The organism is Streptomyces sp. NPDC028289 (assembly GCF_055565975.1).
Genome location: NZ_JBVHTI010000003.1, coordinates 622,770 through 643,565, shown reverse-complemented (window position 1 = coordinate 643,565; position 20,796 = coordinate 622,770). Strand labels below are relative to the sequence as shown.

The 20,796-nt window shown below is 73.2% G+C and carries 18 protein-coding genes; 4 read left to right on the top strand and 14 right to left on the bottom strand.

Annotation, left to right across the window (positions count from 1 at the left end; translation table 11 throughout):
• Positions 1-145: 145 nt before the first annotated feature.
• Positions 146-1,675: a GMC family oxidoreductase gene (locus tag ACZ4UV_RS17120; protein WP_451018784.1), complete on the bottom strand. Its 1,530-nt coding sequence runs from the start codon at positions 1,673-1,675 to the stop codon at positions 146-148.
• A 149-nt stretch (positions 1,676-1,824) separates the two neighbouring features.
• Complete coding sequence (locus ACZ4UV_RS17115) at positions 1,825-3,084, bottom strand: MFS transporter (RefSeq protein ID WP_451018783.1); 1,260 nt, start codon at positions 3,082-3,084, stop codon at positions 1,825-1,827.
• A 156-nt stretch (positions 3,085-3,240) separates the two neighbouring features.
• On the opposite strand from ACZ4UV_RS17115, the gene ACZ4UV_RS17110 reads away from it, so the two are divergent.
• Positions 3,241-3,840, top strand: coding sequence for a CGNR zinc finger domain-containing protein (locus tag ACZ4UV_RS17110; RefSeq protein ID WP_451018782.1), 600 nt, complete (start codon positions 3,241-3,243; stop codon positions 3,838-3,840).
• Between the two features lie 127 nt (positions 3,841-3,967).
• Here ACZ4UV_RS17110 and ACZ4UV_RS17105 read toward each other — a convergent pair whose 3' ends face one another.
• The 8 genes from ACZ4UV_RS17105 to otsB form a co-directional block, all read right to left on the bottom strand.
• The gene (locus tag ACZ4UV_RS17105) at positions 3,968-4,963 is read right to left on the bottom strand and encodes a Gfo/Idh/MocA family protein (RefSeq protein WP_451018781.1); all 996 of its coding nucleotides are present in this window, start codon (positions 4,961-4,963) and stop codon (positions 3,968-3,970) included.
• Positions 4,953-5,519, bottom strand: a complete 567-nt coding sequence (locus ACZ4UV_RS17100) for a flavin reductase family protein (RefSeq protein ID WP_467838655.1) — start codon at positions 5,517-5,519, stop codon at positions 4,953-4,955. Before ACZ4UV_RS17100 ends, ACZ4UV_RS17105 begins: the two co-directional genes overlap by 11 nt.
• Before the next feature lie 26 nt (positions 5,520-5,545).
• Positions 5,546-6,487 carry a UTP--glucose-1-phosphate uridylyltransferase gene (locus tag ACZ4UV_RS17095; RefSeq protein WP_451018779.1) on the bottom strand — a complete coding sequence of 314 codons (942 nt, stop codon included), beginning with the start codon at positions 6,485-6,487 and terminating at the stop codon, positions 5,546-5,548.
• A 28-nt stretch (positions 6,488-6,515) separates the two neighbouring features.
• A complete protein-coding gene (locus ACZ4UV_RS17090; protein ID WP_451018778.1) occupies positions 6,516-8,024 on the bottom strand; it encodes an alpha,alpha-trehalose-phosphate synthase (UDP-forming) in 1,509 nt (502 codons plus the stop codon).
• A 136-nt stretch (positions 8,025-8,160) separates the two neighbouring features.
• Positions 8,161-9,237 carry a zinc-dependent alcohol dehydrogenase gene (locus ACZ4UV_RS17085; RefSeq protein WP_390044412.1) on the bottom strand — a complete coding sequence of 359 codons (1,077 nt, stop codon included), beginning with the start codon at positions 9,235-9,237 and terminating at the stop codon, positions 8,161-8,163.
• A 55-nt stretch (positions 9,238-9,292) separates the two neighbouring features.
• Positions 9,293-10,507 (bottom strand): acyl-CoA dehydrogenase family protein, encoded by a 1,215-nt coding sequence (locus tag ACZ4UV_RS17080; protein WP_390044410.1) that lies wholly within the window; start codon positions 10,505-10,507, stop codon positions 9,293-9,295.
• 390 nt (positions 10,508-10,897) lie between these two features.
• A complete protein-coding gene (locus tag ACZ4UV_RS17075) occupies positions 10,898-11,872 on the bottom strand; it encodes a ParB/RepB/Spo0J family partition protein (RefSeq protein ID WP_390044408.1) in 975 nt (324 codons plus the stop codon).
• The gene (gene otsB / locus ACZ4UV_RS17070; RefSeq protein ID WP_467838649.1) at positions 11,869-12,783 is read right to left on the bottom strand and encodes a trehalose-phosphatase; all 915 of its coding nucleotides are present in this window, start codon (positions 12,781-12,783) and stop codon (positions 11,869-11,871) included. Before otsB ends, ACZ4UV_RS17075 begins: the two co-directional genes overlap by 4 nt.
• 650 nt (positions 12,784-13,433) lie before the next feature.
• On the opposite strand from otsB, the gene ACZ4UV_RS17065 reads away from it, so the two are divergent.
• Positions 13,434-14,510 carry a helix-turn-helix domain-containing protein gene (locus ACZ4UV_RS17065; protein WP_390044404.1) on the top strand — a complete coding sequence of 359 codons (1,077 nt, stop codon included), beginning with the start codon at positions 13,434-13,436 and terminating at the stop codon, positions 14,508-14,510.
• A gap of 66 nt (positions 14,511-14,576) precedes the next feature.
• Here the strand turns inward: ACZ4UV_RS17065 and ACZ4UV_RS17060 are convergent, their stop codons facing one another.
• Both ACZ4UV_RS17060 and ACZ4UV_RS17055 read right to left on the bottom strand, forming a co-directional pair.
• Positions 14,577-15,821: a L,D-transpeptidase gene (locus tag ACZ4UV_RS17060; protein WP_351486182.1), complete on the bottom strand. Its 1,245-nt coding sequence runs from the start codon at positions 15,819-15,821 to the stop codon at positions 14,577-14,579.
• Between the two features lie 223 nt (positions 15,822-16,044).
• Positions 16,045-16,389, bottom strand: coding sequence for a hypothetical protein (locus ACZ4UV_RS17055; protein ID WP_467838645.1), 345 nt, complete (start codon positions 16,387-16,389; stop codon positions 16,045-16,047).
• Positions 16,390-16,498: 109 nt separating this feature from the next.
• On the opposite strand from ACZ4UV_RS17055, the gene ACZ4UV_RS17050 reads away from it, so the two are divergent.
• Together ACZ4UV_RS17050 and ACZ4UV_RS17045 are read left to right on the top strand one after the other, a co-directional pair.
• Positions 16,499-16,816, top strand: a complete 318-nt coding sequence (locus ACZ4UV_RS17050) for a hypothetical protein (RefSeq protein ID WP_390044401.1) — start codon at positions 16,499-16,501, stop codon at positions 16,814-16,816.
• A gap of 41 nt (positions 16,817-16,857) precedes the next feature.
• Entirely contained in the window at positions 16,858-17,637 is a 780-nt protein-coding gene (locus ACZ4UV_RS17045) for a hypothetical protein (protein ID WP_467838642.1), read from the top strand.
• Positions 17,638-17,740: 103 nt separating this feature from the next.
• Here the strand turns inward: ACZ4UV_RS17045 and hutH are convergent, their stop codons facing one another.
• Together hutH and ACZ4UV_RS17035 are read right to left on the bottom strand one after the other, a co-directional pair.
• Entirely contained in the window at positions 17,741-19,279 is a 1,539-nt protein-coding gene (gene hutH / locus ACZ4UV_RS17040; protein WP_451023165.1) for a histidine ammonia-lyase, read from the bottom strand.
• A gap of 104 nt (positions 19,280-19,383) precedes the next feature.
• Positions 19,384-20,529 (bottom strand): GGDEF domain-containing protein, encoded by a 1,146-nt coding sequence (locus tag ACZ4UV_RS17035; protein ID WP_390044397.1) that lies wholly within the window; start codon positions 20,527-20,529, stop codon positions 19,384-19,386.
• Between the last annotated feature and the right edge of the window lie 267 nt (positions 20,530-20,796).

Below are 20,796 nucleotides of genomic sequence, written 5' to 3'. Positions count from 1 at the left end.
AGATGCATGAGAAGGCTGTACGGAGGCCAGGAACGACCCCGCACCCGGCTGTCAGCGCCGGGCCCCGACACCCCGGCGGGGCGGGCGCGCGGAAACCCCGGCCGGGCGGGGGAGTCACCGGCCGGGGTCGCTGGCGGCTCTTTCCTCAGCGCTCGCCGAGGAGTACGTCCGCGGCGCGTTCGGCGAGCACGGTCACCGGGGCGTGGGTGTGCGCCCTCACCAGGCTCGGCATCGCCGCCGCGTCCACCACCCGCAGACCGCTCACACCCCGGACCGCGAACGCCGGGTCGACGACGGCGCGTTCGTCCGTGCCCATCCGGCAGGTGCTCACCAGGTGATGGATGCTGCCACCGGTGGCGCGGATGTACGCGGTGATGTCGTCGAGGTCCTCGGAGAGCGCGCCGTCCGTGAGCGGCTTGCCCAGCCACTGCGCCAGGTCCGGCTGGCGCAGGATCCGCTGGGCCGCGCGCACGCCGGCCACCAGGGTCCCCAGGTCCTCCCCCGCCTCGTCGGTCAGGTAGCCCGGGTCGATCAGCGGGGCGTCGTACGGGTCGGCGCTGCGCAGGGTGACGGTGCCGCGGCTGTGCGGGCGCATGAGGATGACGCCCAGGGCCATGCCGTGCGCCGCGGGCCGCTGGTGCTCGCCCAGCGGCACCACCAGGTGGACGATCTCGACGTCGGGGGCGTCGAGTTCGTCCCGGGTGCGCAGGAACAGCAGCGCCTCGGAGATGATCGAGTCCAGCGAGCCGTGGCGGTCGCGCAGGTACTGGTCGATCTGCTCCGGCGAGGTGCCCGAACCGGGCGACCAGAAGCCCTGGGCCTCGAAGGCCAGCGGGACCAGCAGATGGTCCGTCAGGTCGCGGCCCACCCCCGGCAGGTCCCGCACCACGGGGATGCCGTGGCGGGCGAGTTCCGCCGCGGGGCCCACTCCGGACCGCAGGAGCAGGTGCGGGCTGCCGACGGCGCCGGCCGAGAGGACGACCTCGCGTCCGGCGCGCAGGGTCTCGGTGCCCGACTCCCCCTCGACCTCGATCCCGACGGCCCGCGTGCCCTCGAACAGCACGCGGTGCACCAGCGTGTCCGCGAGGACGGTCAGGTTGGCCCGCTCCCGGGCCGGCGTGAGGTAGGCGTCGGCAGAGCTGTGCCGCAGGCCGTCGCGGTGGGTCGCGCGGGCCAGGGCGTAGCCCTCCTGGACCTCGGCGGCCGGGGTGTACCCGAGGCGCGCGCAGGCGTCGACGAACGCCGGGGTCACGGGCAGCGGATAGCGCAGCCCGGAGAGGCTGATCCGCTGCTCGGCCCGGTCGAAGTAGGGCTGCAGGTCGTCGTGGCCCAAGCCGTCGAGTCCCGCCCGCGCCCAGCCGTCGTAGTCCGCGCGGTGGCCGCGGGTCCAGAGCTGGGCGTTGATCACCGAGGAGCCGCCGACCGCCTTCCCGCGCGGGATCGGTATCGCGCGGTCGGCGAGGCCGGACTGGGGCACCGTGCTGAAGTTCCAGTCCAGGTCGCCGCCGAACAGCCGCGGGAAGAGGATCGGCACCTGCACCTCGGGGCGGTCCCCGGCGGTCCCGGTGCCGGCCTCGACGAGGAGCACCCGGGCGGTGCCGTCCGCGCTGAGCCGGTCGGCGAGCACGCAGCCGGCGGAGCCGGCCCCGACGATGACGTAGTCCCACTCGCTCACCGGGCGACCGCCTGCCGGTCCCGGGCGGTGCCGGCCGGGGGCGTGGTCAGGCCCCAGGTGGTGCTTTTCCGGCGGAGGTTATCGGGCATGACAGCTCCTTGTGTGTGCGGTGACTGGGTGACTGCGGGGTGACCGGGCGGACGGGTGCGTCAGCGGGCCGCCGGGGCGGAGGTGGAGTCGGAGGCGGTGACCTGCTCCGGCGCCGGGGCCGCGGCGGGGCGGGCGCGCAGGACGTGCCGGAGGAGGGCGAGACCGGCCAGGAGCATGACCAGGCCGCAGACGCCGTTCCAGCCGAAGGCGGAGTACGCCCGCACGCCCAGCCAGGAGCCGGCGCTGCCGCCGAGGAACGCGCAGGTCATGTAGGCGGTGTTGAGGCGGGCGCGGGCCTCGGGGCGGAGCGCGAAGATGCGTGCCTGGTTGGCGACCTGGCCGGACTGCATGGCCACGTCGAGCAGGAGCATCCCGGCGCCCAGGCCGACCAGGCCGGCGGCACCGCCGAGGTGGCCGGTCAGCAGCAGCGCGCCGGCGGCGATGGCACCCGCCATGCAGACGAGGTTCACGGCGTCGGGGCCCTGGCGGTCGGTGCGGCGTCCGGCGACCGGGGTGGCGAACATGCTAGCCGCGCCCACCAGGGCGAGCACGCCGACCGCCGGGGTGCCGAGGTGGTAGGCGGGGCCGGTGATGTACAGCGCGAGGGCGGTCCACGCGGCGCTGAACGCGGCGAACACCAGCACCTGGTTGAGGGCCGAGCGGCGCAGCTGCGGCTCGGTGCGCAGCAGGTGCAGGGAGGCCGCGAGCAGGGCCGGGTAGGGCTGGTCGGTGCTCGGTGTGGTGCTGGGGAGCGCGGCGGCCAGGGCCAGGGTGAGGACGAGCACCAGGCCGGCGGCGACCAGGTAGGGGGCGCGCCAGCCGAGCCACTCACCGAGGGTGCCGGAGAAGGTGCGGGCCAGCAGGATGCCGCCGATCAGGCCCGACAGCAGGGTGCCGGTGACCGCGCCGCGGCGCTCCGGTGCGGTCAGGCCGGCCGCCATGGGGATGAGGATCTGCGGGACCACGGTGGTCAGGCCGACCAGCGCGCTGGCGACGGCGAGGACCGGCAGGGAGGTGGCGGTGCCCGCCAGCACCAGCCCGGCGCAGGTCACCAGCAGCAGGGTGGTGACCAGGCCGCGGTGGCGCAGCCGGTCACCGAGCGGGACCAGGAGGAAGATGCCGGCCGCGTAGCCGAGCTGGGCGCAGGTGACCACGACGGCCGCGGACTCCGGGGAGACGTGCAGGTCGTCGGCGATGAGCGGGCTGATCGCCTGCGGGAAGTAGATGTTGGCCACCGCGACGCCGCAGGCGACGGAGAGCAGCAGGATCAGGCGCCGGCTCAGCGTCGGCGACGAGGGGGAAGGAGGCCCAGCGGACACGACACACCTCTGGCGAGGAAGGGGACAGAGACAGGGAGAGACAGAGAAAGCAAGGAAGAGGGGCGGAGCCGGAGGGTTCGGAGGCTCCACCAAGAACCGCTTTAACCGGTTCTTCGACGGTACCAGTAAAACCGGTTCCGCAGTAGGGTGGTTCTCATGCCCGACACACCCGCGCCCACGGCCCCCCGCTTCCGCAGCGGCGCGGGCCGGATCTGCCTGGACTTCATGCGCACGCTCAGGCTGCGCGGCATGGACGGCGCCACCGAGGAGCTGGACACCCCCGAGGCCCTGACCGCCTGGGTCGCCCAGCTGGGCCCCTATCCCGACGGCGCCGCCGTCCCGGCCCCGGCACCGGACGTGCTGCACGAGGCGCGGGCGGTACGGGAGGCGGTGCACGCGCTGCTGACCGCGGCCCGCTCGTCCGCCGGCCCGGCCGGCTGCCCGCCCGGGGAGCGGGAGTTGCTCAACCGCGCCGCCGCCGCAGCTCCCCCGGTTCCGGTGCTCGCCGCGGACGGCACGGTGACCTGGAGCGCCGCGGATCCGGTGGGCGCGGTCCTCGCCGACATCGCCCGCGACGCGCTCGCGCTGGCCACCTCGCCCGCGCTGGACCGGGTACGGTCCTGCTCCGGACCGCACTGCGCCGCCTGGTTCCTCGACACGTCCCGCCCCGGGAACCGCCGCTGGTGCTCGATGGAGACCTGCGGCAACCAGGCCAAGAAGCAGACCTGGCGCACCAGGCACGCGGCAACGCCCTGAGCGGCAGGCCGCGACATGCCGTCGGTCGACTGCAACGCCGTCGTGGCTGGTCGCGCAGTTCCTCCCCCCCAGCCTTCGGCCGGGGTCCCCCCGGCGCCCCTTCGGGGGCGCCCTTCCGGCAGAGCACTCACCCGCGTACGGCCGCCCCGGCGATCTCCTCCAGGACGCGGGCGCAGGCCACAGCGTCCGCCACGTCGGCCAACTCCCCGGCGCCCGTCAGGAACGCGGTCATGGCGTCGCCGGCCGCCGGTGGCCGGTGGGCCTCCGTGAGCGTGCCGTCCGCGGTGGCCAGCGTCAGCTCGCCGCCCGCCACCTGGAGCGTGCCCCGGGTTCCCTCCAGGCGCAGCCGGACGCCCCCGGGGCGCGACAGCCACCCCGCGTGCAGGGCGGCCGGTACCGCGCCCCAGTCCAGCAGGGCCGTGCCGCCCGCGTCGCCCGGCAGGCCGTCCGGCGGCGGGTGCAGGACGGCGCCGCGGACCCGGAGGCCGGCCTCGGGCCGCAGCCAGCGCAGCAGGTCCACGAGGTGCACCCCGAGATCCGCGAAGGCGCCCCGGGCACCCCACCGCGCGTCCCGCATCCAGGCCGCCCCGGCATCGGTGAACAGCCCGTCCAGCAGGCCGGGATGGGTGAACCACGCGTCGCACGCCACCAGCCGCCCGAGCCGCCCCTCCGCCAGCAGCGACCGGGCCCGGCGCAGCGCGAGGGCGCAGCGCAGGAACATCGCCGTCGTCACCGCCGTACCGGCCGCCGCGAGCCGGTCCGCCAGCTCCTGCGTCCCGGCGAGGCCGGCGGCCAGGGGCTTCTCCACCAGGACCGGCAGACCGGCCCGGGCGACGGCCGTGAGCAGTTCGGGGTGCTCGGCGGTCGTGGCGCAGACCAGGGCGAGCTGCGCGCCGGCGAGCGCGGCCGCGGCATCGGATACGACGGGCACCCCGCGCAGCCCGGGATGCGGACCGGCCCCGCCCCAGGGCAGGCGCCCTTCGTGTACGGCGACCACCTCCGCGCGGCCGGCGAGTGCGCGGAGGTGGTCGGCCAGGTGCGGGTGGGCCGTGCCCAGGACGGCGAGCCGCGGCCGGGACGGGCTCGCCCCGGGGCCCGGGTCCGGTCCGGGGTCAGCGGGCACGGGCGGCTTCCGGTGCGGCGGGGCGTACGAAGCCCCGGTCGACGTAGACCAGCGCCTCCCGCTCGTGGGAGGTGACGCAGTCCAGGACCCGGCCGACCAGCATGCTGTGGTCGCCGCCGTCCACGACCTCGTGCATCCGGCAGGCCAGCCGGACCACCGCCCGGGGGATGCCGGGCAGTCCGCGTTCCAGGGGCTCGGTGTCGCCCGCGGCGAACCGGTCCACGCCCGAGGTCGCGAACCGCCGGGCGATCTCCGACTGGTCGTGCGCCAGGACGTTGACCATGAAGTGACCGGCGACGGCGAACGCGGGGTGCGTACTGGCCTTCTTGTCCAGGCTCACCGTCACCAGGGGCGGGTCGAGGGAGAGGGAGACGAAGGAACTCGCGGTGAACCCCCAGCGGCGTCCGCTGTCGTCGACCGTGGTGGTGACGACCACCGGGCCGGGGACCCGGGCCATGGCGCGCGTGAAGCCGAGCTCTTCGGCGGCGTTCTCGGCAGCGTTTTCGGCGACTTCTTCGGCGGCTTCTTCGGCGGCTTCTTCGGCAGCGACGGACATGGGATACGGCGCCTCCTCGGGCGTGGTCACGAACGGTGCGACGGCGGGGGTGCGGTCGGCGGGCCGGCGAGTTCCGCCGCCGTGAAGTGCCGCAGCCAGGCACGGAACTCCGGGCCGATGTCCTCGCGGCGGCAGGCCAGCCGGACGGTGGCGCGCAGGTACTCGCCGCGGTCACCGGTGTCGTAGCGGCGGCCGGTGAAGACCACCGCGTGCACCGGGCCGCCGATCCGCGGATCGCGCGCCATGGTGCGCAGGGCGTCGGTGAGCTGGATCTCGCCGCCGCGCCCGGGGCCGGTCTTGGCCAGCACCTCGAAGACGGCCGGGTCGAGGACGTAACGGCCGATGACGGCGAGGGTGCTGGGCGCCCGGCCCGGCTCGGGCTTCTCGACCAGGTCGGTGACGCGGACGACGCCGTGCCGGTCGCCGGGCTCGACGGCGGCGCAGCCGTAGCGGTGGATGTGGTCGGCGCCGACATCGAGCAGGGCGATGACACTGCCGCCCAGTTCGTCCCGCAGTCCGGTCATGAACGGCAGGAGGGGGTCGGCGGGGTCGATCAGGTCGTCGCCGAGGAGCACCGCGAAGGGCTCGTCGCCGACGTGCGGGGCCGCGCAGAGCACGGCGTGCCCGAGGCCCCTGGGGTCGCCCTGGCGTACGTAGTGGACGGTGGCGAGGTCGGTCGCGGCGCGCACCAGGTCGAGCCGGGCCGTGTCGCCCTTGCCGGACAGGACGGCCTCGAGTTCGGCGTTGCGGTCGAAGTGGTCCTCCAGGGCCCGCTTGCCGCGTCCGGTGACCATGAGGACGTCGTCGAGACCGGCGGCGACGGCCTCCTCCACGACGTACTGGATGGCGGGCTTGTCGACGAGGGGCAGCATCTCCTTCGGGGTGGCCTTGGTCGCGGGCAGGAAGCGGGTGCCGAGCCCGGCGGCCGGGACGACGGCCTTGCGGACGCGGGGCGTCGGTCGGGTCATGATGGATACGTCCTCTCGTCGAAGGGCGTCAGGCGACGCTCGCACGGGGTGCCGGGTCGCCGGGTTCCGGGAGGAGCGCGCCGTGTCCGGCGCCGCCCAGGGCGGTGAGGAAGGAGCGGGCCCAGTGGTGGACGTCCCGCTCGCTCAGGTGCCGCCGCAGGTCCTGCATGCGGCGCCGACCGTCCGCCGGGTCCAGGGTGAGGGCGGTGGCCATGACGTCCTGGAGTTCGTGCCGGTGGTGCGGATTGACCAGCAGGGCCCGGGTGAGCTCCTGCGCGGCGCCCGCGAACTCGCTGAGCACCAGCGCCCCGCCCAGGTCGGGGCGGGCGGCGACGAACTCCTTGGCGACCAGGTTCATGCCGTCGCGCAGCGGTGTCACCAGCATGACGTCGGCGGCCCGGTAGAGGGCGGCGAGTTCGGTGCGGTCGACGGTGGTGTGCAGGTAGTGCACCGGGACCTGGCCGACCTGCCCGAACGTGCCGTTGATGTGCCCGACCCGGGCCTCGATGCGGGCGCGCTGGCGCCGGTAGTGCTCGACGCGTTCCCGGCTCGGGGTGGCGATCTGGACGAGGACGGTGTCCCGTGCGGTGGCCCGGCCGTCGGCGAGGAGTCCCTCGAAGGCGCGCAGCCGCTGGTCGATGCCCTTGGTGTAGTCGAGGCGGTCGACACCCAGCATGATCCTGCGGTCCTCGCCCAGCTGCCGGCGGATCTGCCGGGCCCGCACCTTTACGGTCTCGCCGGCGGCCAGTTCCTCCAGGCCGGCCGCGTCGACCGAGATCGGGAAGGCGCCGACGCGGACCTCGCGGTCGCCCACCAGGACGGTGCCGAGAACGGACGAGCGGGGTGCGTGTCCGACGCTCTCCGCCCGCCGCAGCCGGCGCACCAGGTGCAGGAAGTTCTGGGCGCCGCCCGGGAGTTGGAAACCGATCAGGTCGGCGCCGAGCAGGCCGTCGACGATCTGGCCGCGCCAGGGCAGCTGGAGGAAGAGTTCGGGCGGCGGGAAGGGGATGTGCAGGAAGAAGCCGATGCGTACGTCGGGCCGCAGGGCGCGCAGCAGTTGGGGGACGAGCATCAGCTGGTAGTCCTGGACCCAGACGGTCGCCCCCGGGGCGGCGAGGGCCGCCGCGTGCCGGGCGAAGCGCTGGTTGACCCGCTGGTAGCTCTGCCACCAGCCGCGGTCGAAGTCGGGCGGCACCACCACGTCGTGGAAGAGCGGCCACAGCGTGGTGTTCGAGAAGCCCTCGTAGTACTCCCGGTACTCGGTCTCGTCCAGCGGGACCGCGTGCAGCCGGACGTCCTGGTCGGGCAGGTCCGCGGGGGCGCCGCCGACGGTGGTCCCGGCCCAGCCCGCCCAGGCGCCCCGGCGGGCGCGCAGGATGGGCTCCAGGGCACTGACGAGTCCGCCCGGGCTGCGCCGCCAGCGCGGCCCGTCCGGGCCCTGGCTGTCCAGGTGGACCGGGAGACGGTTGGCGACGACGACGAAGTCCGCGTCGGACGCCACGGATGCGAGGGGCTGGCTGGTCCTGGGCGTGTCCACTCCTGCTTTCCCTTCTGTATGGGGTGACGGCGCGGTGGAGCCGCGCCCCGAAGGGGCGCGGGGGGCACCCCCGGCCGAAGGCTGGGGGAGGAACTGCGCGACCAGCCACAACGAACCCGCAGACGGATAGCGGCCCCTAAAGCGGAGCGTCCGCGCGGAAGTCGACGATCGTCTTGAGGTCGGTGGTGCTGCGGTAGTTCTTGAAGATCTCGACGAGGCCGTCGTAGTCCCGGAAGCTGTGCACGGTGGAGAGCAGGCGCCTGCCGTCGACGATGCCGGACAGCAGCATCTGCATGGCCGTCTGGATCACGTTCGCGGAGTGGTGCATCGGGAACGCGGTGACGTCGAAGGGCGAGGCGCTGATGTTGATGCCCTTGGCGAGCATCAGCCAGGTGTCGAACTTCTGCATCTCCTGAGAGGCCCCGTACAGCACGTACCGGCCCTTGGGCTTCAGCCGGCGCATCGCCACCCGGCGGGGGTCCTTCTCCTCGTCGTCGACGCGCACGGTGGGCAGCGCGTCGAAGACGTAGTCGAAGGTGTTCTCGGCGACCTCCGCGATGAGCTCCTCGGGCAGGTAGGCACGCTCGGAGAAGTGTTCCGTGGCGTGCTGGTTGCGCATCGGGTTGGCGTCGACGGACACCACCTGGTTCGGGGCGAACAGGCGCTTGATGACGCTGCCGGCGATGATGCCGATCGGGCCGGTGCCCATGATGAGCACCTTGTCGCCGATCTTCGGCGGGTTGCCCAGGATGGAGCGGAGCGCGCCGGTGGTCGGCTCGATGAAGGAGGCCTGGAGGTCGTCGAGGGCGTCGGGGATCTTCACCGCGGCGGCCCGCAGGTCGTCGTTGAAGTTGCGGTCGGCCCAGAACACGTCCTCCTTGACCTCGCCGGAGAAGACCGGGCGCAGCGTCCGGTACTCGGCGAAGCCGCCGAAGTCGGTCTGTCCCCAGTAGACGATCCGGTCGCCGACCGCGATGTCGGAGCGGCTGAACTCCGGCCCCTTCTCGACGACTTCGCCGAGGTATTCGTGCCCCAGGATCACCGGGTACTCGGAGGGGAACAGGTGCCCTTCGAAGAAGGAGATGTCGGTCGAGCAGATCGACACGCAGCGGGTGCGCAGCAGCAGGCCGTCGGCGGGCGCCGCCGGGCGCGGCACGTCGGCGAGCACGGTCTGGCGCGGGGCGAGGAGCTGGAGGGCCTTCATGGTCTGCATGGTTGTCCTTCCGGGCAGGTCGCGGTTGGGGAAGTGGGGCCGGTACCGGGGCGGTTCAGCGGCGCATGGCGAGGCCGCCGCCCAGCAGGTACTGGCCCGCCATCTCGACGTTGGTGGGCGAGAGGGTGATGTGCTTCGCGGCCGAGTGCGCGTCGCGGAAGTAGCGTTCGAGCAGGCTGCTCGCGTACAGCGAGGAGGTGCCCGCCACGGTGAACAGCGAGGTGATCGCCGCGCAGCTGAGCTCGGCCACGGTCGCCGCGGTCAGCCGGACCGTGGCGCTCAGCGCGTCGCCGCCGGTCTCGCCGTACCGCTCGGCGTGCCAGCCGGCGTCCGCGAGCAGCAGCCGCGCGGCCCGCACCTTCGCCTCGGCGCGGGCGTACCGGTCCTGGACGGTGTGACCGGCGGCCAGCGTGCTCGTGCCGGCGGCCGGCCGCTTGGTCAGGGCGAGCCGCTGGAACTCGCGCAGCGCACCGCGGGCCGCGCCCAGCACGGTCGACGACGAGCCGAACAGCCCGAAGTCGTAGTAGCTGATGCCGTAGCCGCGGGAGGGGCGGGCCGGCGGTGCGGCGAACATGTCCCGCTGGTCCACGGTGTACTGCTCGGCGACGAACACGTCGTCGACCTCGTAGTCCTCGCTGCCGGTGCCGCGCAGGCCGAGCGTGTGCCAGTTGTCCAGCATCCGTACGGCGGTCTTCGGGACGAACAGCATCCGGATCTCCGGGCCGCCCCGGTCCGTCGTGCGGGGTGTGCCGCCGACGGTGACGCGGGCCGCGCACACCAGCCAGGCGGCGTGCGCCGAACCGCTGGCGAAGCCCCAGCGGCCGGAGAGACGGTACCCGCCGTCGACCGCCTCGGCCGTGCCCGTCGGGTTGACCGAGCCGACCACCAACGCGTCCTGGTCCAGGAACAGTTCGCGGGCCTGCGGCTCCGGCAGGTAGTCCGAGAGCCGCCCGATGGCCGCCTGCACCCCCATCTGCCAGCCGACCGCCGGGTCCAGCCGGGCCAGCGCCTGCAGCGCCTGCGACCCGGTCTCCAACGGCACCTGGGAGCCGCCCAGTTCACGGGAGACCAGCATCCGGGGGAAGCCCGCGTCGCGCAGCGCCTCGAACACCGGGAGCGGCGAGAACCGCTGCCGCTCGCCCTCCTCGCGCCACTTCTCGATGACGGGGGCGATCGCGTCGACCCGGCCCAGCCAGTCGGCCGTCTGCGCCGACACGGGTTTCCCGTCGAGCAGGGCGAAGAACTCCCCGCCGTCGTGGTTGTGGTCCATACCCACCTCCTTGAAGTCGCTGGGAGCGTAGGCAGCGCGAACACGTGTGCAATACGGGAAACCGGACGGTACGAGCACGCGCCGAACGGCGGTTCCGGCCCCCGTCCGCGCCCGGCAAAGAGCGGCACGCGGGGACGGCAAGGGGCGGGAAAGGAACGGCAAAGGGGCGCGGGCCGACGAAGATCAGAGGCAGCCGTGGCGGCGCCCTGCGGCACAGCACGGGGCGACGGCAGGGCCGGGCGGCCCACGGCACAGCTCCGGCGGCGGAAACGGCCGGCCCGCGACGGCCTCCGCAAGGCGCGGGCACCCGGGCCCCCGCCGCAGCCTCCCGGGCGACGGAGAAGGGCGGCCCGCAGGAGTCCGCGGGCCGCCCTGACGGGATGGGGAGGGTCAGCCGGTCTGTTCGAGGAGGCCGGCGAAGGCCAGCCACAGGTCGATGTGCTGGTGGACGGCGGCGATCAGCGCGGCTCGGCAGTGACCGGGCACGGCGTCCGCCAGTACGGCGCCCTCGGCGCCGAGGAGCGCACGGTTGTCGAGCATCCGCAGCAGGAGCCGGCCGGGGTCCGAGAAGCGGATCGAGGGATCGCGGGCGAGCGCGGCGAGCGGGTCCTTGGCGCGGACGCGGCGCAGGGCCGGGCGGGCCGGGACGTCGGCGGGAGCGACCGCGGCCAGTGGCGCGGGTCCCCCGGACGCGGCGGTCCGCCGCGCCGGGACCGGGTCCTCGCCCCGCTCCACCCGGGCCCGCACGTCCCGGGCGGTGCCCACCGACACCCCGGCGGCGGAGGCGATCCGGCGCAGTGACGCGTCCGGATGCGCGCGCAGATACGCGGCGGCGCGTTCCCGTCCCGCGGAGGGGTCCACGGGACGGGCCCGGCCGTCCCGTCCCACCCGGGTGTTCAACTGGGGCCCGTCCCCGGATGAACGCGTCCGCAGGGTCGCGACGGTCTTCGTGGACAGCCCGGTGGCCTGCGCGATCGCGCGGTTCGACCACTCCGGGTAGGCGGCCAGGACGCGGCGGGCGGCCGCGGAACGCTCCTGCTGGTTGAGTCGCCGCCCGTGGTGCAGGTTCGCCCGCACGGAGGCCACGAACGTCTCCCGCTCGTCGCCGTCGAAGAACCGCACCTCGATCTCGGGGCGGCCGGCCAGCAGCGCCGCGGTGAGCCGGTGCATGCCGTCGACGACCCGCAGGGTGCGGCGGTTCACCAGGATCGGGGGCAGTTCGCCGATCTCCATGAGGGATCTGGCGTAGGCCAGGTCCACGTCCTCGGACCGGGGCGAGTCGGCGGGCGCCAGTGCGGCGACCGGCACGCTCTGCACCTGGGACAGCACCGGGTCCGGCCGGGTGGGGGGTGGGGATGTGGTCATGGCCGGCGGTCCACGAGCCCTCGGCCGAGGACGGCGAGCAGCGTGGCCACCCCGGCGGGACCGGGCACCCGCAGGTCGCAGTGGTCCCGCAGCTCCGGGACGGCCTCGGCGGGAAGGGCGGGCGCGCTGTAGACGGTGACGGCGGGCAGCCCCTGTGCCCGGCGTCCGGTCAGCAGCCGCAGGACCGGGAGGTCGGCGAGGTCGTCACCGGCGTACAGCACGGCGTGCGCGGGCCGTTCGGCGAGGAAGCCGGTCAGGGCCGTGGCCTTGTCGACGCCGTGCGGCCGTACCTCCAGGACCAGGCGGCCCGCCTCCACCCGCAGCCCGAGGCCGTCGGCCAGCGCCCGGACCGGGGGTTCCAGGAGCCGCAGGGCGGCGCCGGGGTCCGGACAGCCGCGGGTGTGCACGCCGATGCTGTGCGCCTTGTCCTCGATACGGGCGCCGACGCCGTGCCGGGCCAGCAGCGGGGGCAGTTGCCGGCGCAGCCGGTCGATCGCCGGGTGCGGTGCGGGGGTGCGCAGCCGGCCCGTCGCCGAGTCCCAGCGCTGCAGGCCGTAGTGGCCGAGCACCGTGATCCGGGGTGCGCCGGTACCGGTGCGCAGGGCGGCCGCGGCCACCACGTAACCGGCCGGGCGGCCGGTCGCGATCACCACGCGCACCCCGTGCCGGGCGAGGGTGACTAGGGCCGCGAGGGCCTGCGGCAGTGGGCGGGCGGTGGCGGGGTCGGTGACGATCGGGGCGAGGGTGCCGTCGAAGTCGACGGCCACGACCGCCTCCGCGGGCCGGTCGAGGAGCGCCCTCAGGCCCTGTGAGCCCGCGGGCGAGATCCCTGCGGAACCGGCCTTGCGTAAGGCCGGCCACAGCTCTTCGTCCGCCGTGCGGACAGGGCGAAGCGATGACGTGCTGGTCATGGTCGGTGTCTCCGTTGGCGTCCACATGCGGAAAGACGGGCGCTGAGGCAGCCGGGAACATCGGCGGTCCACGGCCGGTGGCCCTCGCCCGGACGGCCGGCCGCCTGACGGCAGGGCATCGGTCACCGGTGCGGAGGGAGGCGCGGCGGTTCACATTCGCGAGGAGTTCGCATACGCGAGGACCGGGGTCTCGCGGGAGAAGACGTCACATGGGTGGGCAGTACCGAAGACACTGGAGACCAGTGCCGGGCGACCGCAGCGGCGCCGCCTTCGGTGCACTTTCGGCCACGATCGTGCTGCTGCTGTACATACTCGGACATCCCCCGTCGTGTGTTCACACGCGTTCACACGGACTTCTGCGCAGTGGCGAGTCCACAGGGCGCCGGCCTTCGAAGGCCAGGGGAAGTTGTGGCCGATTGGACACAAGCGGCCAACTCCCCGCCCGCCGGCCCCTGTCCATCCGCTCGGGCACCGCCCGGACGCCGGGCTTCCGGTCCGGGGCTGCGGCCGCCGGCCCGCCGGCCGCACCGCACCGACCTGCGAGGACACCGCCCGTCCGGCATTTCGCACTACGATCCGGCAGATTCGGGGGGTCGGTGCGGACCCTACCTGGACGTACAGAATTCAATGAAGCAAACGGGGAGGAAGATGTGGACAGCAGGCCACCCGGAGACGCGCGACTCATTGACAGATCGGACGGCTTCTCCACCACGGCCTCGGAGCTCCTCGACCAGACCGTCAGCACCCTGACGGCGCTCACGGGTTCGGACATCGCCGCGAGCTACCGGACCCTGGCCGAAACGGACGGTCCGGTTCCATTGGCGGACGCCGACCGGCGGCTCGGCGGCCCGGGAAGCGCCGCCCGCCTGCTGGACCTGGGTCTCGCGCACGTCCTGCCGCACGACCCGCCGGTCCTCGCGGCGGCGGCCCCGGTACCGGCCCTGGAAGCGGCGTTGGCCCACAAACAGCACGAACTCAACGCCCAGTACGACATCGTCGCCCGCTCCCAGCGCGAGGCCGCGCACATCCGCCGGCTCGCGCACCGACAGGCCCAGGAGGCCACCTCGCACCGGCTCGCCCGGGTGCTCACCGACTCCGACGACATCGCGGCCCTGTCCAACACCATCGGCACGGCGGCCACGGCGGAGCACCTGACGCTGGAGACGTTCCGCTACGACCTGCCCCTGTCGGAGGGCTCCGCGCAGCCGCCCACGGCCGCCTCCATCGCCCGGGGCGTACGGCACCGCAGCATCTACGAGGCCGCCTTCCTGAGCGATCCCGTGGGCGCCGGGATCATCGAGCGCTGCGCCGCGGCCGGAGAGGAGATACGGCTGCTGCCGCGGCTGCAGATGAAGCTGAAGGTCACCGACGGCGCCCAGGCCCTGCTCGCGCTCACCCCGACCGGCTCCAGCGCGGCCCTGCACCTGACCTCGCCGGTCGCGGTGGACGCGCTGCGCCACTACTTCGAGCTGCTGTGGCGCGAGGCCCGGCCGCTCACGCTCTCCGGCTCCTCCGGCAACGGGGACCGGGAGGGACAGCGCCACGAGATCGCGGCGCTGATGCGGCAGGGCCTCAAGGACGAGTCGATCGCCCGGCGCCTCGGGCTCACCCCGCGCACCGTGCGCCGCCGGATCAGCGAGTTCATGGAGGAACTCGCCGCCGAGACCCGCTTCGCCGCGGGCGCCGAGGCCCAGCGCCGCGGCTGGTTCGACGCACCGGCCGAGTAGTCCCCGCGAACGCCGAGGGCGGCCGTCCCCGCGGGACGGCCGCCCTCCCTGCAGCTCCCGGGCGACTCAGACGGCCGAACCGGCCTTCCAGTCGGCCCAGTTCATGTTCCAGCCGTTGAGGCCGTTGTCGGGGGACACGGTCTTGTCACCGGTGTGGGAGACGACCACGACGTCACCGATGATCGAGTGGCTGTACATCCAGTAGGCCGGCGTGCTGGTGTCGTTGGCGCCCTTGGTGTCGGACAGGCCCACGCAGCCGTGGCTGGTGTTCACGGCGCCGAAGATGGACTTGGCGCCCCAGTAGTTGCCGTGCAGGAAGGTGCCGGAGCTGGTGAGCCGGATGGCGTGCGGCACGTCCTTGATGTCGTACTCGCCCTTGCCGTCGCTGTCGGTGAAGCCCACGGTCGCGCCGTTCATGCGCGTCTCCTTGAACTTCTCGGACATCACCATGATGCCGTTGTACGTCTTGTTGTCGGGCGAACCGGCGGAGATCGGGATGGTCTTGACGGTCTTGCCGTCCTGGGTGACCTTCATCTCCTTGGTCTGGGCGTCGACGTAGGAGACCTGGTTGCGGCCGATGTGGAAGGTGACCGTCTTCTGCTGGACGCCGTAGACACCGGAGGCGCCCTCGACACCGTCGAGGGCCAGCTTCAGCGTGACGGTGGAGTTCTCCTTCCAGTAGTCCTCGGGGCGGCAGTCCATGCGCTGGGTGGAGAACCAGTGGCAGGCGACCTCCTGGCCGCTGCTGGAGGTGACCGTGACGCCCTTCTGGACGGCGGCCTTGTTCGTTATCTGCTTGTCGAAGTTGATCGACACGGGCATGCCGACGCCGACGGTCGAGCCGTCCTCGGGGGTGAAGGTGCCTATGAAGCTGTTGGCCGGGGAGACCGTGGTGAAGGACGCGTTCTCGTGCGCGACCAGGCCGGCGGAGTCCTTGGCCTCGGCGGCGACCTTGTAGGTCGTGGACCGCTCCAGCTGGGCGGAGGGCTTCCAGCTGGTCTTGTCCGCGGACAGCGCGCCGGCGACCGCCGTGCCGTCGGCTGTGGTCATGGTGACGCCGGTGAGCGTGCCCTTGCTGACGGTGACGGCCGCGGAGTTGTTGATCGACGCGTTGGACGAGCCGTCCTTGGGCGTGATGGTGATGTCGGCCTTCGACGACTTCTTGGCCGCGGCCTCGTCCGCCTGGGCCTGCGAGCTCTGGCCGCCGCCGGACGCCTTGTCGTCGCTGCCGGAACACGCCGTGAGCACCAGTACACCGCCGAGCAGTGCGGACGCGGCCACCAGGCCCTTGCGCCGCTTACTGTCCGTCATCACACGCTTCTCCATCGTTGCCGAGTCCGCGAACACACCGAGAGTCCCCGTCAGGAAGTCCCAACGCTGCGGCCGCGCCGTCCCGTTCCACATTCTTCGGATCTGTGGGGCACAACACGCCCACAGGGGCGGCCGGTGCGGGAGAGACCGGTCCGCGCGCCCCCTGGGACGACGAAACCCCGGACGGCGGTTGCCGCCCGGGGTCACCGGTTCCCCGGATCACTCAGCCGATGCCGCCCTCTTCGTCGTCGCCCTCGTCATCATCCTCGTCGAGATCCCAGTCCGGCGAATCAGGATCGTAGGAAATCCGCTCGCTGGACCAGGAGGCCTGCTGGAGCTCGACCCCGGGCACCTCGCTGACCAGGTCGAACGGATCCACGAGATAGGCGAGCGCCTCGGCGGTGTCTTCCGTCACAGCGGCCTCGGCCTGGGTCCGCTCCTCACCGGGCAGGTCGGGATCCCCGGCGATCCGGCGCAGCGCGGCCTTGGTGAGTCCGGCGGTGTCCTCCACCTCGAGGACCAGCTCCACCCGAAGCCGCACAAAACGTGATGTCTCTGGAGTGCTCATGGCGGGAGCGTACGACCGAAACCTCCCGTGACTTTCCCGTGACCCGCGATTTTCACTAACATCTGCCCACACGGCCAATTCGCCAGCGTCACAAGGGGATCGATATTCCGTGTCATCCGCTCGCCGCCCGTTGCTGACCGCCACCGCCGCAGGCACGCTCCTGTGCGCTCTGTGGTTCGTTCCGTCCGCCCACGCGTCGCAGGACGCCCAGACGAGAACCGGCACGTCGGAGAGTACGGCGACCCGGGTCACCCAGCAGGCGAGGGCGCTGTCCGAGGCCACGTCCGAGGCGACCGGGGACGCCACCCACCTCGCCGACACCGGCAGCCCGGACACCACCCCGTACGTCATCGGCGGCACCCTTTTCCTCGCCGTCGGCGCGGGCTTCGTGGTCTATTCGGTCCGCCGGGAACGCCTGGAGTTCTAAACAACTTGACCACTCCTTGACCGGGGACTCACAGTCCTCTCATGAAGAGATCACCGGGCGTGCGGACCTGCGCCCTCGCCGTAGGCGGCGTGCTGTCCCTCGCCCTCATCACGGGCTGCTCCGACGGGAGTTCCACGGACGCCTCGGACACCGCGCACAAGGCGTCCACCGTCAAGGCGCTGGGCACCGCGGAGTTGAAGCAGCGGATCCTCGCGCAGGGCGAGGTGGACGGCTACAAGGTCAACGCGATCGGCGAGGCCGCGACCCGGAGCACCGTCAGGTCCAGCGACGAGAAGTGCCGCCCGCTCGCCTACGTCCTCACCGGCCTCGCCCCGGCCGACCCGGTGTCCGAGATCGGCCGCACGGTACGCGAGGACAAGAAGGACCCCACCGACGACGCGACCTCCCTCGACGACATGGCCGACGGCAAGTTCGAGAGCGCGCTCAAGGACTCCCTGAACCTCGACATCACCTCCCTCGACCTGTCGTCGTACGACGGCGACGGCGCGCAGCAGGCCCTGCGGGCCCTCTCGACCGCCCTCGAGAACTGCACCACGGGCTTCACGGGCGGCACCTCCGGCGACGAACAGAAGGTCACGAAGGTCACGCCGGCCAAGGCGTCCGGATCGGGCGACGAGTCGATCGCCTTCACCGCCACCACCGACATGGACGGCGACAAGGGGCCGCTGCACGCGGAGGTGGTCCGCTACGGCAACACGGTCGCCACGTACTTCACGATGAACATCGGCGCGATGATGACCGGCAAGACGTACACGGTCCCACCGGCGGTGATCAAGGCCCAGTCGGCGAAGCTGACGTAGATCGCGCAGTTCCCCACGCCCCCTTTGGGGGCGTGGGGAACTGCGCAGTCTTGGGGGTGCGGGGAACTGCGCGACCAGCCCCCACCCGCCCGCGGCCAGACGACTACCGCAGCGCCCCGGTCACCTTCTCCGCCGCCGCGACAACGCCCCCGCCCCGCACGAACTCCTCCGCCGCGGCCAGATCCGGCGCGAGGAACCGGTCGGGCCCAGGCCCCTGCACCCCCGCGGAGCGCACCGCGTCGATCACGGCCCGGGACGCCGGCGCCGGCGCCGGCCCCTCCCGCAACTCGACGGCCCGGGTGGCCGCATACAGCTCGACGGCGATGATCCGCGTCAGATTGCCCACGGCCGTCCGCAGCTTGCGCGCGGCCGACCACCCCATCGACACGTGGTCCTCCTGCATCGCCGAGGACGGGATCGAGTCGGCCGACGCCGGAACGGCCAGCCGCTTCAGCTCGCTGACCAGCGCCGCCTGCGTGTACTGGGCGATCATCAGCCCCGAGTCGACGCCCGCGTCGTCCGCCAGGAACGGCGGCAGCCCGTGGCTGCGGTTCTTGTCCAGCAACCGGTCCGTCCGCCGCTCGGCGATGGACCCGAGGTCGGCCACCGCGATGGCGAGGAAGTCGAGGACGTAGGCGACCGGCGCGCCATGGAAGTTGCCGTTCGACTCCACCCGGCCGTCGGGGAGCACGACCGGGTTGTCGACGGCCGACGCCAGCTCCCGCTCGGCCACCAGCCGCGCATGCGCGAGCGTGTCCCGCCCGGCCCCGGCGACCTGCGGAGCGCACCGCACCGAGTACGCGTCCTGGACGCGCGGCGCGTCGTCCTGATGGTGCCCGGTGAGCTGGGAACCCTGGAGCACGGCGAGCATGTTGGCGGCGCTGTCGCCCTGTCCCGGATGCGGCCGGATGGCGTGCAGCTCGGGCGCGAGCACCTTGTCCGTACCGAGCAGCGCCTCAAGGCTCAACGCGGCCGTGACATCGGCCGACTTGTAGAGCATGTCCAGGTCGGCGAGGGCCATGACCAGCATGCCGAGCATGCCGTCGGTACCGTTGAGGAGGGCCAGGCCCTCCTTCTCACGCAGTTCCACGGGGGCGATCCCGTGCTCGGCGAGCAGCTCACCGGCGGGCCGGACGACCCCGTCGGGGCCTTCGGCGTCGCCCTCGCCCATGAGCGTGAGGGCGCAGTGCGAGAGCGGGGCCAGGTCCCCGGAGCAGCCCAGGGAGCCGTACTCGTGCACGACCGGGGTGATTCCGGCGTTCAGGACGTCGGCCATGGTCTGGGCGACCTCGGGACGCACACCGGTGTGTCCGGAGCAGACGGTCTTCAGCCGCAGGAACATCAGGGCCCGTACGACCTCGCGCTCCACCCGCGGCCCCATGCCGGCCGCGTGCGAACGGACGATGTTGCGCTGCAACTGGGCCCGCAGCTCCGGACTGATGTGCCGGGTCGCCAGGGCGCCGAAGCCGGTGCTGACGCCGTAGACCGGCTCCGGCTTGGCCGCCAGCGCGTCCACGATCTCGCGGGCCGCCGCGAGCGCCGCGACCGCCTCCGCGGAGAGTTCGATCCGGGCGCCGCCGCGCGCCACGGCGAGAACGTCGGACGCGGTGACACCGGACGTCCCCACCACCACAGTGTGCATATCCATATTCAGGAGCGTACGCAGTGAATGCGGGAGCTGTCACTACTGGGGTACGGGGTTGCCCCTTACTTCTACGTCACAGTCCCTGCGTCACAGCCTGTACGTCACACCCCCCGACGCCCGCGGAAGCTCCGCCGCTCGGCCCGCTCCGGAGGCGGCGCGTCGGCCAGCCGCACCACGGGATCGTCCGGGCCCTCCCGCCCGGCCACCACCGGCCGGTCGGCGCGCAGCGCCTTGGCCCGGTACTGGGCCGCGTCGGCGAGCCGGAACAGCCGGCGCCCCGAGCGCACCGGCCCGATCGGGTCGGCGGTCGAGGCGATCCCGCACGCGACCCCCTCGCCCAGCTCCAACTCCCCCGCCCGGCTGCAGAGTTCACCGGCCGCCTTGACCACGTCGTCGGCCGGCGGGCCGACCGCGAGCAGACAGAACTCGTCCCCGCCGAGCCGCGCGGCCAGCGCACCCGGAAGCATCGCCCCGCACAGCGACAGCACCGAGCCGAAGCGCTCCAGGAGACGGTCGCCTACGGCGTGCCCGCAGGTGTCGTTGACCTTCTTCAGCCCGTTGAGATCGCAGACGACGAGGCTGACCACGGCCCCTTCCGCGCGGTGCTGCTCGATCGCCTCGTCGAGCCGTACGTCGACGGCGCGGCGGTTGGCGAGCCCGGTGAGGGCGTCGGTGTACGCGAGCCGGCGCGCCTCCTCCAGCCGCTCGGTCTGCGCGATCCCGGCGGCGACGACGGAGGCGAGGACGGTGGCGAAGTCGGCGTCGGCGCGGCCGAAGACGGGGGTGCGGACGGCGCGGGCCACGTACAGCTCACCCCAGGCCCTGCCGTGCAGCACGATCGGGGCGACCAGGCAGCAGCCTCGGCCCCGGCGGCGCAGGGCGGCGACGCGCTGGTGGGAGTAACCGGGGCGGCCGGCGGCGGGGCCCTCGGCCGTCTCTACCCAGGCGTTGGGGCCGCCGCCGCCCGCCCAGCGCTCGTGGAGGAACTCGGTGATCTCCGGGAACTGGTGCACCGGATAGGCCTCGGCCTCCGGGAACTCCTCCTCGTCCGGGGCGCGCTCCCCGACGTTCACGAGGACCCGGAGCCGGCCGAGCTCGCGCTCCCAGACGGAGAGCGCGGCGAAGCTGCCGTCGAGCGCACGGCAGGCGCCGGCCGCGGCGGCGTGCCAGCACTCACGTGGGGTGTGAGCCGCGGCCATGCCCTGAGCCAGCGCGACGACGGCTGCCAGCCGGTTGTCCTCACCCATTACTCCAGGTTAGGGATGATTTGGCTTATTCGGGACATTGGTAAGGCGAACAGGTGCTGCCGGGTGGGGCGCCGTCACGGACCGCGGGCCGGTGGGGGCTGATCGCGCAGTTCCTCCCCCAGCCTTCGGCCGGGGGTACCCCCAGCGCCCCTCGCGGGGCGCTCCAGTCGCGTCAGCCACATAGCTGCGGGCAGGCGTGCCGCAGGGCGGCACGGGTGGGCGCAGCGGCACCCTGCAAGCGCCGGTAAGCGTCCCCACCCCCCGCCC

Bases quoted from the DNA above. Each gene is read 5' to 3' on its own strand.
- ACZ4UV_RS17035 (WP_390044397.1), bottom strand. From the start codon at position 20,529: ATGGGTGAGGACAACCGGCTGGCAGCCGTCGTCGCGCTGGCTCAGGGC.
- ACZ4UV_RS17095 (WP_451018779.1), bottom strand. From the start codon at position 6,487: ATGACCCGACCGACGCCCCGCGTCCGCAAGGCCGTCGTCCCGGCCGCC.
- ACZ4UV_RS17055 (WP_467838645.1), bottom strand. From the start codon at position 16,389: ATGAGCACTCCAGAGACATCACGTTTTGTGCGGCTTCGGGTGGAGCTG.
- ACZ4UV_RS17110 (WP_451018782.1), top strand. From the start codon at position 3,241: ATGCCCGACACACCCGCGCCCACGGCCCCCCGCTTCCGCAGCGGCGCG.
- ACZ4UV_RS17060 (WP_351486182.1), bottom strand. From the start codon at position 15,821: ATGACGGACAGTAAGCGGCGCAAGGGCCTGGTGGCCGCGTCCGCACTG.
- hutH (WP_451023165.1), bottom strand. From the start codon at position 19,279: ATGCACACTGTGGTGGTGGGGACGTCCGGTGTCACCGCGTCCGACGTT.
- otsB (WP_467838649.1), bottom strand. From the start codon at position 12,783: ATGACCAGCACGTCATCGCTTCGCCCTGTCCGCACGGCGGACGAAGAG.
- ACZ4UV_RS17080 (WP_390044410.1), bottom strand. From the start codon at position 10,507: ATGGACCACAACCACGACGGCGGGGAGTTCTTCGCCCTGCTCGACGGG.
- ACZ4UV_RS17045 (WP_467838642.1), top strand. From the start codon at position 16,858: ATGAAGAGATCACCGGGCGTGCGGACCTGCGCCCTCGCCGTAGGCGGC.
- ACZ4UV_RS17075 (WP_390044408.1), bottom strand. From the start codon at position 11,872: ATGACCACATCCCCACCCCCCACCCGGCCGGACCCGGTGCTGTCCCAG.
- ACZ4UV_RS17100 (WP_467838655.1), bottom strand. From the start codon at position 5,519: ATGTCCGTCGCTGCCGAAGAAGCCGCCGAAGAAGCCGCCGAAGAAGTC.
- ACZ4UV_RS17085 (WP_390044412.1), bottom strand. From the start codon at position 9,237: ATGCAGACCATGAAGGCCCTCCAGCTCCTCGCCCCGCGCCAGACCGTG.